Source organism: Kribbella sp. NPDC003557 (assembly GCF_040610805.1).
GTDB lineage: Bacteria > Actinomycetota > Actinomycetes > Propionibacteriales > Kribbellaceae > Kribbella.
Genome location: NZ_JBEXMY010000013.1, coordinates 127,425 through 140,863, shown reverse-complemented (window position 1 = coordinate 140,863; position 13,439 = coordinate 127,425). Strand labels below are relative to the sequence as shown.

Annotated in this window: 8 protein-coding genes; 2 read left to right on the top strand and 6 right to left on the bottom strand. The window is 69.3% G+C overall.

Features of this window, described 5'->3' with window-relative positions:
• The 6 genes from ABZW60_RS38945 to ABZW60_RS38920 are packed head-to-tail and all read right to left on the bottom strand — an operon-like array spanning nt 1 to nt 8,531.
• Entirely contained in the window at nt 1-1,008 is a 1,008-nt protein-coding gene (locus ABZW60_RS38945; protein WP_355485681.1) for an oligopeptide/dipeptide ABC transporter ATP-binding protein, read from the bottom strand.
• Nucleotides 1,005-2,003 (bottom strand): ABC transporter ATP-binding protein, encoded by a 999-nt coding sequence (locus ABZW60_RS38940; protein WP_355485680.1) that lies wholly within the window; start codon nt 2,001-2,003, stop codon nt 1,005-1,007. Before ABZW60_RS38940 ends, ABZW60_RS38945 begins: the two co-directional genes overlap by 4 nt.
• Nucleotides 2,004-2,013: 10 nt before the next feature.
• Nucleotides 2,014-3,156, bottom strand: coding sequence for an ABC transporter permease (locus ABZW60_RS38935; RefSeq protein ID WP_355485679.1), 1,143 nt, complete (start codon nt 3,154-3,156; stop codon nt 2,014-2,016).
• A gap of 6 nt (nt 3,157-3,162) precedes the next feature.
• Nucleotides 3,163-4,161 carry an ABC transporter permease gene (locus ABZW60_RS38930; protein ID WP_355485678.1) on the bottom strand — a complete coding sequence of 333 codons (999 nt, stop codon included), beginning with the start codon at nt 4,159-4,161 and terminating at the stop codon, nt 3,163-3,165.
• On the bottom strand, nt 4,161-6,143 hold the full coding sequence (locus tag ABZW60_RS38925; RefSeq protein ID WP_355485677.1) for an ABC transporter substrate-binding protein: 1,983 nt from the start codon (nt 6,141-6,143) through the stop codon (nt 4,161-4,163). The genes ABZW60_RS38930 and ABZW60_RS38925 overlap by 1 nt, the downstream gene beginning before the upstream one ends.
• A gap of 9 nt (nt 6,144-6,152) precedes the next feature.
• Nucleotides 6,153-8,531: an Ig-like domain-containing protein gene (locus tag ABZW60_RS38920; protein WP_355485676.1), complete on the bottom strand. Its 2,379-nt coding sequence runs from the start codon at nt 8,529-8,531 to the stop codon at nt 6,153-6,155.
• Nucleotides 8,532-8,743: 212 nt separating this feature from the next.
• Between ABZW60_RS38920 and ABZW60_RS38915 the strand changes: the two genes are divergently transcribed.
• Nucleotides 8,744-10,522 carry a beta-L-arabinofuranosidase domain-containing protein gene (locus ABZW60_RS38915; RefSeq protein ID WP_355485675.1) on the top strand — a complete coding sequence of 593 codons (1,779 nt, stop codon included), beginning with the start codon at nt 8,744-8,746 and terminating at the stop codon, nt 10,520-10,522.
• Nucleotides 10,519-13,383, top strand: coding sequence for a glycoside hydrolase family 2 TIM barrel-domain containing protein (locus ABZW60_RS38910; RefSeq protein ID WP_355485674.1), 2,865 nt, complete (start codon nt 10,519-10,521; stop codon nt 13,381-13,383). The genes ABZW60_RS38915 and ABZW60_RS38910 overlap by 4 nt, the downstream gene beginning before the upstream one ends.
• The last annotated feature ends 56 nt before the right edge of the window (nt 13,384-13,439 follow it).

Here is a 13,439-nt window from a genome sequence, read left to right as displayed (position 1 = left end):
CTACGGGGCGGTGGTGGCCGTGAGGACACCCTTCAGGTCGAGCTGCTCGGCCAGGTGGCACGCGACTTTGCGGCCACCGATCTCGCGCAGCTGCGGGACTTCGGTCTTGCACCGCGCCTCGGCGTACCCGCACCGCGGGTGGAACGGGCAGCCGGCCGGCACCTTCGACGGGTCCGCGATCTCGCCGCGCAGCTTGATGCGCTCGCGGAGCCCGCGGGAGGCGGGATCGGGATCCGGTACGGCGCTCAGCAGCGCCTCGGTGTAGGGGTGCAGAGGTTTGGTGTAGAGCTCCTCGGTCGACGCGCTCTCGACGAGCTTGCCGACGTACATCACCGCGACGTCGTCGGCGACGTGCTCGACGATGCCGAGGTCGTGGGACACGAACAGGTAGGTGAGGCCCGACTCCTCCTGCAGGTCGCGCAGCAGGTTGAGGATCTGGGCCCGGACCGAGACGTCGAGCGCGCTGACCGCCTCGTCCGCGACCACCAGCCGCGGCTCGGTGGCGAGCGCCCGCGCGATCACGACCCGCTGCCGCTCGCCGCCGCTGAACGCGTGCGGGTAGCGGTGCGCGTACTCGGCCCGCAGCCCGACGCGGCGCAGCAGCGCGGCGACCTTGTCGTCGATCTCGTCGCGCGAACCGGCGGCCTGGACCCGCAGCGGCTCGGCGATGATGTCGCGCAGCGTCTTGCGCGGGTCGAGCGAGGAGTGCGGGTCCTGGAAGATCAGGCGGACCTGCCCGCGGTACGGCTTCAGCTGCTTCTCGGTCAGCGGCGCCAGGTCGACGCCGTCGAACATGATGCTGCCCGAGGTCGGCTCGTACGCGCGGACGATGCAGCGGCCGAGGGTGGTCTTGCCGCAGCCGGACTCCCCCACGAGCCCGAGCGTCCGGCCGGCCTTGATCGACAGGTCGACACCGTCGACCGCCTTCACGAACCCGCGATTCCGCCCGAGGAACCCGCCGTGCAGCGGGAAGTGCATGGTCAGCCCGTTGGTCTCCAGCAGATTCATCGCTTCTCCTCGCCGTACAGCAGGCAGGCCACGTCGATCTCGTCGCTGCGGACCCGGACCGGCACGGTCGTGTCGCACTTCCCGGCCATGAACGCGTCACAGCGCGGATGGAACCGGCACCCGGACGGCCGCTCGTACGGCGGCGGCACGGTCCCGCGGACCGCGACCAGCCGGTCCTGCCCGCGCTGGCCGAGCCGCGGCACCGAGCGCACGAGAGCCTGCGTGTACGGGTGCTTGGGGTTGCTCAGCACGGCGGACGCCGGGCCCTGCTCGACCACCTCGCCGAGGTACATCACCGCGACCTCGTCGGCGACCTGGGCGGCGACGCCGAGGTCGTGCGTGATCAGCATGATCGCCATCCCGAACTCCTGCTGCAGGTCCTGCAGCAGGTCCAGGATCTGCGCCTGGGTGGTGACGTCGAGCGCGGTCGTCGGCTCGTCCGCGATCAGCAGCCGCGGCCGGCAGGACAAAGCCATCGCGATCATCGCGCGCTGCCGCATACCGCCGCTGAGCTGGAACGGGTACGAGTCCACGCGGCGCTGCGGGTTCGGGATGCCGACCCGGCCGAGCATCTCGATCGCCCGCTCCCGGGCGACCTGCTTGCCGACGTTCTCGTGCAGCCGGATCGCCTCGACGATCTGGTCGCCGATCGTGTGCACCAGGCTGAGCGAGGCCATCGGCTCCTGGAACACCATCGCGATATCGGCCCAGCGGACCTGCCGCAGCCGCTTGTCCTTCGCGGCCAGCAGGTCGAGCGGCTCGCTGTCCGGCGCGTCGTCGTACAGCAGGATCTCGCCGCCGACGATCCGGGCCGGCTTCTCCACCAGCCGCAGGATCGACCGGGCGGTGACGCTCTTGCCGCATCCGGACTCGCCGACCACGGCCAGCGTCCGGCCGCGCGGCACCGACAGGCTGACCCCGTCGACGGCCTTCACGACCCCGTCGCCGAGCTCGAAGTGAGTCCTCAACGAGCGCACTTCCAGGAGAGGTTGCATCACAGAGTCCTCACTTGTAGGGATCCGCGGCGTCGCGGAGACCGTCGCCGACGAAGTTCATGGCCAGGACGACGACCACGACCGCGAGGCCCGGGGTCAGCAGCCACGGCGCGGTGGCGACCGCGCGGATGTTCTGCGCGCCCTCGAGCAGCACACCCCAGCTGACCGCGGGCGGCTGCAGGCCGAGGCCGAGGAACGACAGGCTCGTCTCGGCGAGGATCATCCGCGGCACCGCCATCGAGATCGACGCGATGATGTGACTCGCGAACGACGGCACCATGTGGCCGAAGATGATCCCGGTCCGGCCGACGCCGTCGAGCCGCGCCGCCATCACGAAGTCCTCCTCGCGCAGGCTGAGGAACCGGCCGCGGACGTCCCGCGCGAGTCCGGTCCAGCCGATCAGCGAGAGGATCACCGTGATCGCGAAGTATCTGGTCAGCGGCCCCCAACTGCCCGGCAGTGCCGCCGACAACGCCATCCACAGCGGCAGCGTCGGGACCGACATGATGAACTCGATGATCCGCTGGATGATGTTGTCGACCGTGCCGCCCATGTAGCCGGAGATGCCGCCGATCAGCATGCCGAGCACGAAGCTGGCGAACACCCCGACGAGCCCGATCGACAGCGACACCCGGGCGCCGTGGATCAGCCGGGACAGCAGGTCGCGGCCGGACTGGTCGGCGCCGACCAGGAAGAACGGCTCGCCGGCCGTCGTCGGACCGATCAGGTGGATGTTCGACTTGATCGGGCCCAGGATCGAGTACTCGTCGCCGCGCACGAACCACCCGACGTCGACGATCTTCGACTTGTCGACGGTGAAGGTCTGCTCGAACGTCTCCTGGTTGCGCGTCGACGAGTACCCGTACACGAACATGCCGTGCTCGGCGTCGACGTGGATCCGCTGCGGTGGGGCGTACGGCAGCGAGGTGTGCGCGGTGTCGGCGCTGGACGGCGCGAAGAAGCCCGCGAAGATCGCGACGAAGTAGATCGGCACCAGCACGATCAGCCCGATCAGCGCCAGCCGGTGCCGGCGGAACTGCCGCCACATCAGCCGCCACTGCGGCAGCGCGCCGTGGTCGCGAAGGCTCTTCACCACCTCCGCCGGCGTCTCGTGCCCCGTGTCGGGGGCGATCGCCTCGGTCTGCTGGACCATTCAGATCTATCCCTTCTGGAACCGGGTGCGGATCCGCGGATCCCACCAGGCCAGTGCGAGGTCGCTGAGCATCGTGCCGATCACCGTCAGCGTGCTGAGGATCAGCACGAAGCTGCCGACCAGGTACATGTCCTGGCTCTTCACCGCGCCGAGCAGCAGCGGACCGCTGGTCGGCAGGCTCATCACGACCGACACGATCGTCTCGCCGCTGATCAGGCCGGGCAGCAGCCAGCCGACCGTGCTGAAGAACGGGCTGAGCGACATCCGGACCGGGTACTTGAGCAGCAGCTTCCACTCCGGCAGGCCCTTCGCCCGGGCGGTCGCGACGTACGGCTTGTGCAACTCGTCGAGCAGGTTCGCCCGGGTGATCCGGATCAGGCCCGCCGTCCCGGCGACCCCGACCACCACGATCGGGATCCACAGGTGGGACACCAGGTCGAGCAGCTTGCCCAGGTTCCAGGCCGCGTCCGCGTACTCCGGTGAGAACAGCCCGCCGACGCTCTGGCCGAAGTACCGGAACCCGATGTACATCATCACCAGCGCGAGCATGAACTCCGGGACGGCCATCCCGATGAAGCCGAGGAACGACGCCACGTAGTCGCCGCCGGAGTACTGCCGCAGGGCGCTGTAGATGCCGATCGGGAACGCGATCGCCCAGACGAACAGCAGACTCGCGATCGACAGCACCATCGAGAGCAGCACCCGGTTGCCGATCAGGCTGGCCACCGACTGGTTCCAGGCGAACGACTGGCCGAGGTCACCGTGCAGCACCACCCCGGAGATCCAGGTGAAGTACTGCACGATGAACGGCTTGTCGAGCCCGTAGTGCCGCTTCAGCTCGGCGATCTGCGAGTCCGGGATGTCCTGGCCGCGGGCCTCCGCGTTCGCGATCACCGTGGTGGTGTAGTCGCCCGGCGGCAGCTTGATGACCACGAAGGTGACGAACGAGATCGCCGCCAGCGTGATCGCCATCCAGCCCAGCCGCCGGGCCACGAACCGCAGCATTACTGGCCGATCGCGAACTGCTCGGGGTGGACGATGCCCGGGGCCACCGACTCGCTCATCGTGTCCGGCACGTTGTGGAAGTCGTTCTTCACCACGCCGTACGTGTTCGGGACCGAGCTGATGCCGATGTAGTAGAACTGGTCGGCCGCGATCTGCAGGATCTGCTTGCCCAGGTCGAGCGTCTTCGCCGGGTCCGGCTCCTGCCGGGCCTGGGTGAACAGCTCCATCTGCTTCTGGATCTCGGCCGGCGGCTTCACGCCCTCCTCGCCCTTCGACTGGTACCACTGCGCCCAGCCGATGCCGTAGCGCGCGCTGCCGTCGTTGGTCGGCACCCAGTAGTGGTCACCGCCGGTGCCGGTCGGCAACACGAACGTGCCGCAGGTCCAGGTGCCGGCGTCGTGGTCGTTGGCCTTGACCCGCTCCTTGTAGAGGTCCTCGCTGACCGCCTGCGTGCGCAGCTCGATACCGACCGCGGCCCAGCGTTTCTTGACGAACTCGATCGCCTCGACGTGGTCCGGGAACGACTCGCTGACCAGGACGGCGACCGAGACCGGTTTCCCGTCCGCGCCGAGCCGCTTGCCGGCCGGCGACTTCTTGGTCAGCCCGGCCGCGTCCAGGTGCTGGTTCGCCTTGGCGGCGTCGAACTCCAGGAACTGCGTGGCCAGCTGCTCGTTGTAGTACGGCGAGTCCTTCGGCGGCGCGCCCTGCCAGGGCTCGCCCTGACCGGCGTACACCGCGTCGATGACCTCCTTGCGGTTGATCGCGTGCGAGAGACCGGCCCGGAACTCCTTGTTCGCGAACAGCGCCCGCTTGACCGGGTCCTTGTGCGTCAGGTTGAGGCCGAGCACCATCGTGTTGGTGAGCTGGGTCGGCACCTCGAAGATCTTGTAGCCGCCCTTCTCCCGGTTCTGCGCGACGACCGGCTTGTTCTGCGGCGTCCCGAAGTTCCGGTACTGCATGCCGAACTCGCCGTTCATCACCTTGAGCAGCTCAACCTGGGCGTCCTGGACGACCTCGACCCGGCAGTTGTCGATGTACGGCAACTGGCGGCCCTGGTCGTCGACCTTCCAGTAGTACGGGTTGCGGGTCAGGGTGACCGCCGAGCCCTTGCCGAGCGCGGTGGTCACCTTCCACGGCGCCAGCGTCGGCTGCTCCGGGTTGGTCCACGGGTTCTGCTTCTGCGCGAACAGGTCGGTCCAGCTGCCGACGCCGGCCTTCTTCGCCAGCGCGTTCGCGTTCTTGTTGTATTTGAGGTGGAACTGCTGGAAGTAGTGCTTCGGCAGCAGCATCCCGTACGCGCCTTCACGCTCGAAGATGCCGTCGGCGATCTGCACCAGCAGCGACGGCTGCGGCGAGCTGTAGGTCATCTTGATGGTGCGCTCGTCGACCTTCTCGACCTTCGCGATCTTGCCGGTGTCCGGCGAGGTGAACGCGTCGTAGAGTCCGTCCGGGTGCAGGCCCTCGTCGCACTGCACCTCGAGGATCGTGAAGATCAGGTCGTCGGCCGTACACGGCTTGCCGTCGGACCACTTCAGGCCGTCGCGGAGCGTGAAGGTGTAGACCTTGCTCTCGGCATCGACCGTGAACTCGCAGGTGTTCGCCTCGATCTCGTCGTACCCAGGCTTGCCGACCTTGTCCGGCTTCCACCGCAGCAGCGGCTCGTAGCGCATCGCGTACCACAGCCACTGGGTGTCCTCCTGGGTCAGCATCGCCGACCGCCAGGTCCCGCCGTACTGCGCCTTGCCGGCCAGCGGCTTGATCACCGGCGGGTTCTTCGGGAGCCGGTCCGCCAGCGGCGGCAGGGAGCCCTTGTCCACCAGGGCTTTCAGCATCGGCGATTCCTTCTCGCCGGCCGCGGCGGCCTGGGCGCCGGCACCGGCCGGCTTGGTGTTGAAGAAGCCGCACCCCGGGACGGTCGCGACGGCCAGGAGGCCGAGACCGCCCTGCAACAGCCGGCGTCGATCGATCGTTCTCTCAGACATCGTCCTACCTCACTGCTGCTCGAGCGTGATGTTGCTGAACTGCGCGGTCCCGTAGTCGACGAGGCCGTTGTCGTCCAGAAGGCCGCCGTCGATGGCGAACCCGATGTAGAAGGAGCGGCTCGGCATCACGAGCTTCTCGTAGCCGAAGCGGTCCCACTTGACCTGATCCGTGGAGATGAACGCCTCGAACTCGACGTCCCGGAACTGCGGGCGCTCGCGCCGGAGCAGCCGCAGCCAGTACACCTTCGTGGGATCCAGGTAGCTGCCGTCCCACGGCCACGGTCCGACACTGGGCACCGAGCCGTGGGTCTGGATCCGGATCGCCTGTGCCTTCATGCCGCCGTCGTCGGTGGCCGTCGGCGCGGCGCTCGCGTTGTCGTTGACCGTGCCGTACCCGCCCGCGACACCGAAGCCGATGCCGCCGTACATGAACGGCGCGGACGGGTCGAGCGAGTCGCGGATCATCAGGCCCGCGGTGAGTCCGTTGGCGATCTTGCTGATGTTGTCCAGCCGGGCGCCGATCTGCGAGACGGCGCCCGCGCCGCCCACCTGGAGCTTGCGGTACACGTAGTGGAAGTTGCTGTTCCGCCCGTAGATCCGGCCGGATCCCTTGATCGTCAGGACCCCGCTCTCCAGGCTCCCGGACCCCGGCACCGGTGGCTTCCCGACCGACGCCGACGTCCAGCCGGTCGTGCCGACCTGCTTGTTGACGTGCAACTGGACAGCGGTCGACTGCGTCGCCGAGCCGTTCTTGTCGGTGGCCCGCGCGGTGACCCAGTAGGAGCCGTCGGCAACGTTCTTCCACTGCACCTGGTACGGCGCCTGCGTGGCGCTGCCGATGACCTGGTCGCCGACGAAGAACTCGACCTTGGCCAGCTGCCCGCCCTTCGCGGCGGACGCGTCGGCCGCGATCGTCACGGTCGGCGCGGTCCGGCCCGCGAACGTCTGGTTCTGCGCCGGGGCGGTGATCCGCACGGCCGGGTTGCCGACCGGGTCCGGGACCAGCGAGTTGAGGTAGTTCTCCAGGTAGGTGTAGCCGTTCGGCGCGATCTTCTGCGCGTCCGACGGGTCGTTCGGGTCGAGGCCGTTCGCCTTCTCCCACCAGTCCGGGATGCCGTCGTGGTCGGAGTCCACCGGCGCCTCGGTCCGGGCCAGGTCCGGGTACCCACCGACCTGCTTCTGCGAGTTGATCAGCCGGCCGGTGCCGTTGCGCACCTCGTCGACGACCCGGGCGTCGGCGGCGTCGCGCCGCGGGAGGATCGCGCCGGCTCCGGCGAGCACCGCCTCGTACGCCTTGTTCGCCGCCTGCACCGTGCCGCGGCCCGGGATCGGCTGCGGTTCGGTCAGCTCGACGATGCCGCCGATCGGGTACCGGATGCCGCGCCGGTTGTGCGCGGTGACGTCGGGGTGGCCCTCGACCTGGTTACCGGCGACGTACCACTGGCCGCCGCGGTTCGCGCTCACCACGACCGGTGCGACCTCGTCGAGCGTGGTCGGGCCCGGCTTGTAGAAGTTGTTCATGATGTTGATGCCGTTGGCCCACTCGCCGCCGTACACCGACGTGTAGCCGTGGTCGTAGATCACGTTGTTGTAGTGGTCGACCTCGAGGTTGATGCCCTCGGTGTAGCCGAAGCGCGGCTGCCGGCCACCTTGGTGCGCGACCAGGTTGTGGTGGTACGTGTTCCGCTCGCCGCCCCAGATACCGCCGTACCCGTGCCGGTTCTTCGGGTGCGCCGACAGCGCGAGCCCTTCGGAGACGATGCACCACTGCACGGTGACGTCGTAGTTCCCGTACGGCGACAGGCACTCGTCGACCGCCCAGCTGAACGAGCAGTGGTCGATGATCAGGTTGCGGATCCCCGGGCTCACCGACCCGGGCACGTTGGTGTTGAAGGCGTCGTCGGCGACCGCGTTCTCGTCGCCGAGCCGGAACCGCAGGTAGCGCATCACGATGTCGTGCGCGCCGCCGCTGATGTTGGTGCCGTAGCCGGCGATGCAGATCCCGCCGCCGGGCGCGGTCTGTCCGGCGATCGTCAGGTTGCTCCCGGCGATCTTCAGGCCCGACTGCAGCTGGATCGTGCCGGAGACCCGGAACACGATCGTCCGGTTCGAGCCGGAGACCGCGTCCCGGAAGGAACCGGGTCCGGAATCGGCCAGCGTGGTCACCTCGTACACGGAGCCACCACGGCCGCCCTTGGACCACATCCCGGCGCCCTCGGCGCCCGGGAAGGCCGGCAGCCGGTCGTCGTTCGCGGTGGTGGCAGCGGTCGTCCTCGCGGTCGCGGTCGGCGTGATGCCGAGCGACGCGACGCCGATGGCGGCCGCGGTGGTCCCGACGAATCCACGCCGGGACCAGCCCGCTGGATGCGGAGGAGAAATTTCGGTCATCGTCCATGCCTCACTTTCGGCAGGGGGCGGCAGGTTGAATATCTAGTCAACTCCGAATGGAACGACGGCCCTCATGGTCACGGAGGTTACGAAGGCGTGTCAAGAGCGTGACGCCGGAAAGTTGCAATCGTTTGCAGGCAGAGATTTTCTCGACCGCAATCGTTTGCACGAACTCTTGCCGGAACGACCGCGCCGGTGGTTACCTAGCCTCCATGCCTTTGCGCCCACTCCCTCTCGGCAGCACCAAGATCAGCGGCGGGTTCTGGCTGGAGCGGCAACGGATCAACCGCGACGCCACGATCCCGGCTGCCGCGCGGCGGCTGGAGGAGGCCGGGACGCTCCGGAACTTCCGCCGCACCGCCAGGCAGGAACCGGACACCGACGCGAGCGCCGGGCCGGCCTTCGCGGGCAAGCTGTTCGCCGACACCGACGTCTACAAGTGGCTGGAAGCGGTCGCCTGGGAGCAGGCACGCGAACCGTCGACCGAGCTCGCCGACTGGCAATCGAGTGCCGGTGCCCTGGTCGCCGCGGCACAGGACTCGGACGGGTACCTCAACACCCACACCCATCTGGCCCTCGACGGTCGGCGGTACGGCGACCTCGAGAAGGGGCACGAGCTGTACTGCGCGGGACATCTGTTCCAGGCGGCGGTGGCGCAGGTGCGGGCGACCGGGGATCGCACCCTGCTCGACGTCGCGTGCCGGTTCGCCGATCACCTGTGCAAGACGTTCGGCCCCGGCCGGCTGGAGGGTGTCGACGGGCATCCGCTGATCGAGATGGCCCTCGTCGAGCTCTACCGCGAGACCGGCACGGCGGCGTACCTGGAGCTGGCGACGTACTTCGTCGAGGCCCGCGGGCACGGGACGCTCACTCCCCCGGGCCACCACGGTCCGGCGTACTTCCAGGATCACCTGCCGGTGCGCGAGACCCGGACGATCGCCGGGCACGCGGTCCGCGCGCTCTACCTGGCGTCCGGTGCGACCGACGTGGCGGTGGAGACCGGCGACGGCGAGCTGCTCGATGCGTTGCGGGCGATGTGGGCGACCATGGTCGAGAGCCAGACGTACCTGACCGGCGGGCTCGGTTCCCGCTGGTACGGCGAGGCGTTCGGCGACCCGTTCGAGCTGCCGCCGGATACCGCGTACTGCGAGACGTGCGCGGCGATCGCGAGCGTCCAATGGAGCTGGCGGCTGTTGCTCGCGACCGGTGAGAGCAAGTACGCCGACCTGATCGAGCGGACCCTCTACAACGCGGTGATCTCCGGGGTGTCGCTCGGCGGCGACCGGTTCTTCTACGTGAACACCTTGAAGGTGCGGCACAACGCCTTCGCCGACGACCAGCGATCAGCGGTCGGCGGCCGGCAGCCCTGGTTCGGTACGGCGTGCTGCCCGCCGAACGTCATGCGCACCCTGTCCGCGCTGGATCAGCTCGTTGCGACCTCGGACGACAACGGGGTGCAGGTGCACCTGTACGCGCCGGCCTCGGTGAGTGCCGGCCAGATCGGCTTCGACGTCGAGACCGAGTACCCGTGGCACGGCACCGTCCGGGTGCGGATCACGTCGACGCCGGACACGCCCTGGACCCTCGGGCTGCGGATCCCCGCGTGGGCGGACAGCCACAGCTTGACGGTGAACGGACACGAAGGGCCGCTGCGGCGTGTGTGGGCCGTGGGCGACGAGGTCGTGCTGGAGTTGCCGGTCGCGGCCCGTCGTACGACACCGGACGAGCGGATCGACTCCGTGCGCGGCTGCGTCGCCATCGAGCGCGGCCCGTTGGTGTACTGCTTCGAGCAGCAGGACGCCGGTGTCGTCCTGGACGCGACGGCCGTGGTCGCGGGCGAGCTGATCGAGCGGGAACGGCCTGAGCTGCTCGGCGGCGTGACGACGATCGAGGTGCCGGCGCGCGGGGGCCCGCTGACCGCGATCCCCTACTACGCCTGGGCGAACCGGACGGTCGGACCGATGACGGTATGGATCCGGGAGGACGCGTGAACTACTGGGAGGATCCCGGTCCCGGGTACGGCGTGCTTCCGCCGCGGGCCGCCGTACGGTCGGATGCGCCGCGGCTCAGCCTGAACGGGCAGTGGCGGTTCCGCTGGACGCCGTCGGTGCCGCCGACGGGCTTCGAGGCGCCGGACTTCGACGATGCCGACTGGGACTGGCTGCCCGTGCCGTCGTCGTGGCCGATGCACGGGCACGGCAGTCCGGCGTACACGAACCAGAAGTATCCGTTCCCGGTCGACCCGCCGTACGTGCCGGACGAGAACCCGACCGGGGACCATCGGCTGGAATTCGAGCTGCCGGAGTCGTGGAGCGGTTCGACCGTGCTGCGCTTCGACGGGGTGGACTCGTGCGCGCGGGTCTGGCTGAACGGGGTCGAGCTCGGGGTGACGCGCGGGTCGCGGCTGCCGGCCGAGTTCGCGGTCGGCGGCGTCCTGCGGCCGGGACGGAACGTGCTCGCGGTACGGGTGCACCAGTGGTCCTCCGGGTCGTACCTCGAGGACCAGGACATGTGGTGGCTGCCCGGGATCTTCCGGGACGTCACGCTGATCTCGCGGCCGGTGGACGCGGACGTGTTCGTGCACGCCGACTACGTTGACGGCGCCGGCGTCCTGCGGGTCGACACAGCGCCGGGTGCGACTGTGCGGATCCCGGAGCTGGACGTCGCCGCGCCGTGCGGCGAGACGGTCACGGTTCCCGGGGTCGAGCCGTGGTCGGCCGAGGTGCCGCGGTTGTACGACGCGGTCGTGGAGCTGCCGGGTGAGCGGGTGTCGCTGCGGATCGGTTTCCGCACGGTGGAGATCGTCGACGGCGTCCTGCGGGTCAACGGCCGGCGGATCGTGTTCCACGGGGTCAACCGGCACGAGCACGATCCGGTGTTCGGCCGCGTCGTACCGGTCGAGCGGCTGCGCGCCGAGCTGCTGGTGATGAAACGGCACAACATCAACGCGATCCGGACCAGTCACTATCCGCCGGACTCGCGGCTGCTGGAGTTGTGCGACGAGCTCGGGTTCTGGGTGATGGACGAGTGCGACTACGAGTCGCACGGGTTCTTCCTGCTCGACTGGCGCGGGAACCCGGCCGATGACCCGCGGTTCCTGGACGCGTCGCTGGACCGGATGCGGCGCACGGTCGAGCGGGACAAGAACCACCCGTGCGTGGTGATGTGGTCGCTCGGCAACGAGGCCGGCGTCGGGTCGAACCTGACCGCGATGGCCGCCTGGACCCGCGACCGGGATCCGTCCCGGCCGGTGCACTACGAGGGCGACCTGACCTGCGCCGACGTCGACGTGTACAGCCGGATGTACGCGTCGCACGCCGAGGTCGAGGCGATCGGGAAACGCGCCGAGAAGCCGCTGGACGATCCGGAGCTGGACGCCCGGCGGCGGGCGATGCCGTTCGTGCTCTGCGAATATTCGCATGCCGGCGGCAACGGTCCCGGCGGGCTGCCGGAGTACGAGGAGCTCTTCGACCGGTACGAGCGGTGTCAGGGCGGGTTCCTGTGGGAATGGATGGAGCACGGGATCCTGCGGGCCGACGGATCGTACGGTTACGGCGGCGACTTCGGTGAGGATCTGCACGACGGGACTTATGTGCTCGACGGTCTCGTGTTCCCTGACCTGACACCGCAGCCGGTGCTGGCGGAGGTCCACAAGGTCTACGAGCCGGTCCGTCTGACGATCGCCGACGACGTGCTCACCGTCGCCAACCGGTACGACGTACTCGACACCTCGCACTTGTCGTTCCACTGGGACCTGGCCGACGAAGGCCTCGTCGTGGACCGCGGCACGCTGGACGTCCCCGTGATCGCGTCCGGCGAATCCGCCACGATCAAACTCCCCACCCTGCCGACCCACAACCGAGAACACTGGCTAACACTCCGGGCAGTCCTCACGGACGACGCCCCGTGGGCTAGGGCAGGCCACGAACTAACCTTCACGCAGGCCCCGGCACCCGGCGTCAGCCCGACCTCGCTCACGCCGGGCCTGGGTGGCCGGCAGTTGCCGAATGCGGGCGCCTGCGCGCCCGCCGCGCAGGCGGGCGGTGGTGAGCTGAAGGTGGGGCCGGGGGTGTTTGATCTGGCGACCGGACGGCTGGTGCGGCTGCGCGGATGGGTGGTTGAGCATGTTCCGTTGGAGTTGTGGCGGGCGCCTACTCAGCACGACGCGCGGACCTGGGATGCGACGACGCTGGATCGGAAGAGCCGGTGGGCGAATGCCGGGCTGGATCGGCTGCAGTACCGGACGGTCGGCGTCGAGCAGACGGGCGACGCGCTGATGGTCTCCACGATGGTCGGCGCGGCCGCCACGGACGCTCGGGTGTTGACCACCTACACCTGGCGGACCGACGGCGAGCGGCTGACGGCGGAGGTCGACGTCAAGCCGTTGGGCGAGTGGACCGCGCCGTGGGCGCGGCTGGGCGTGACGTTCGGTCTGCCGGGCGGGCTGCACACGATGACCTGGTTCGGGCTGGGCCCGGGGCAGGCGTACCCGGACTCGCGGTCGGCGGCGCGGATCGGCCGCTACACCAGCACGATCGACGACCTCCAGGTGCCGTACCTGTACCCGCAGGAGAACGGCGCCCGCGGCGACGTCCGCTGGGCCGAGCTGTCCGGCGCGGCCGGCAAGCTCCGCCTGACCGGTGACCCACACGTCGCGCTGACGGTACGCCGCTGGACAACCGCCGAGCTGGCCGCGGCCGAGCACCCCGAGGACCTGCGGCCAGGCGACCGCGTCTGGCTCACGCTGGACGCCCTGCAACACGGCCTAGGCAGCCCCACCAGCGGCGCACCGATCCTCCCGCCGCACGACCTGCAGCCCCAGCCGCACAGCTTCCGCCTCACCCTGAGCTGAGCACCGCTGGCGGGTTGTTTCACCGCTGGCCCGCTACATCCCGCCAGCGGTGAAAC

Coding starts and splice junctions, on each gene's coding strand:
- ABZW60_RS38920 (WP_355485676.1), bottom strand. CDS start 8,531: ATGACCGAAATTTCTCCTCCGCATCCAGCGGGCTGGTCCCGGCGTGGA.
- ABZW60_RS38945 (WP_355485681.1), bottom strand. CDS start 1,008: ATGAATCTGCTGGAGACCAACGGGCTGACCATGCACTTCCCGCTGCAC.
- ABZW60_RS38925 (WP_355485677.1), bottom strand. CDS start 6,143: ATGTCTGAGAGAACGATCGATCGACGCCGGCTGTTGCAGGGCGGTCTC.
- ABZW60_RS38940 (WP_355485680.1), bottom strand. CDS start 2,003: ATGCAACCTCTCCTGGAAGTGCGCTCGTTGAGGACTCACTTCGAGCTC.
- ABZW60_RS38915 (WP_355485675.1), top strand. CDS start 8,744: ATGCCTTTGCGCCCACTCCCTCTCGGCAGCACCAAGATCAGCGGCGGG.
- ABZW60_RS38930 (WP_355485678.1), bottom strand. CDS start 4,161: ATGCTGCGGTTCGTGGCCCGGCGGCTGGGCTGGATGGCGATCACGCTG.
- ABZW60_RS38935 (WP_355485679.1), bottom strand. CDS start 3,156: ATGGTCCAGCAGACCGAGGCGATCGCCCCCGACACGGGGCACGAGACG.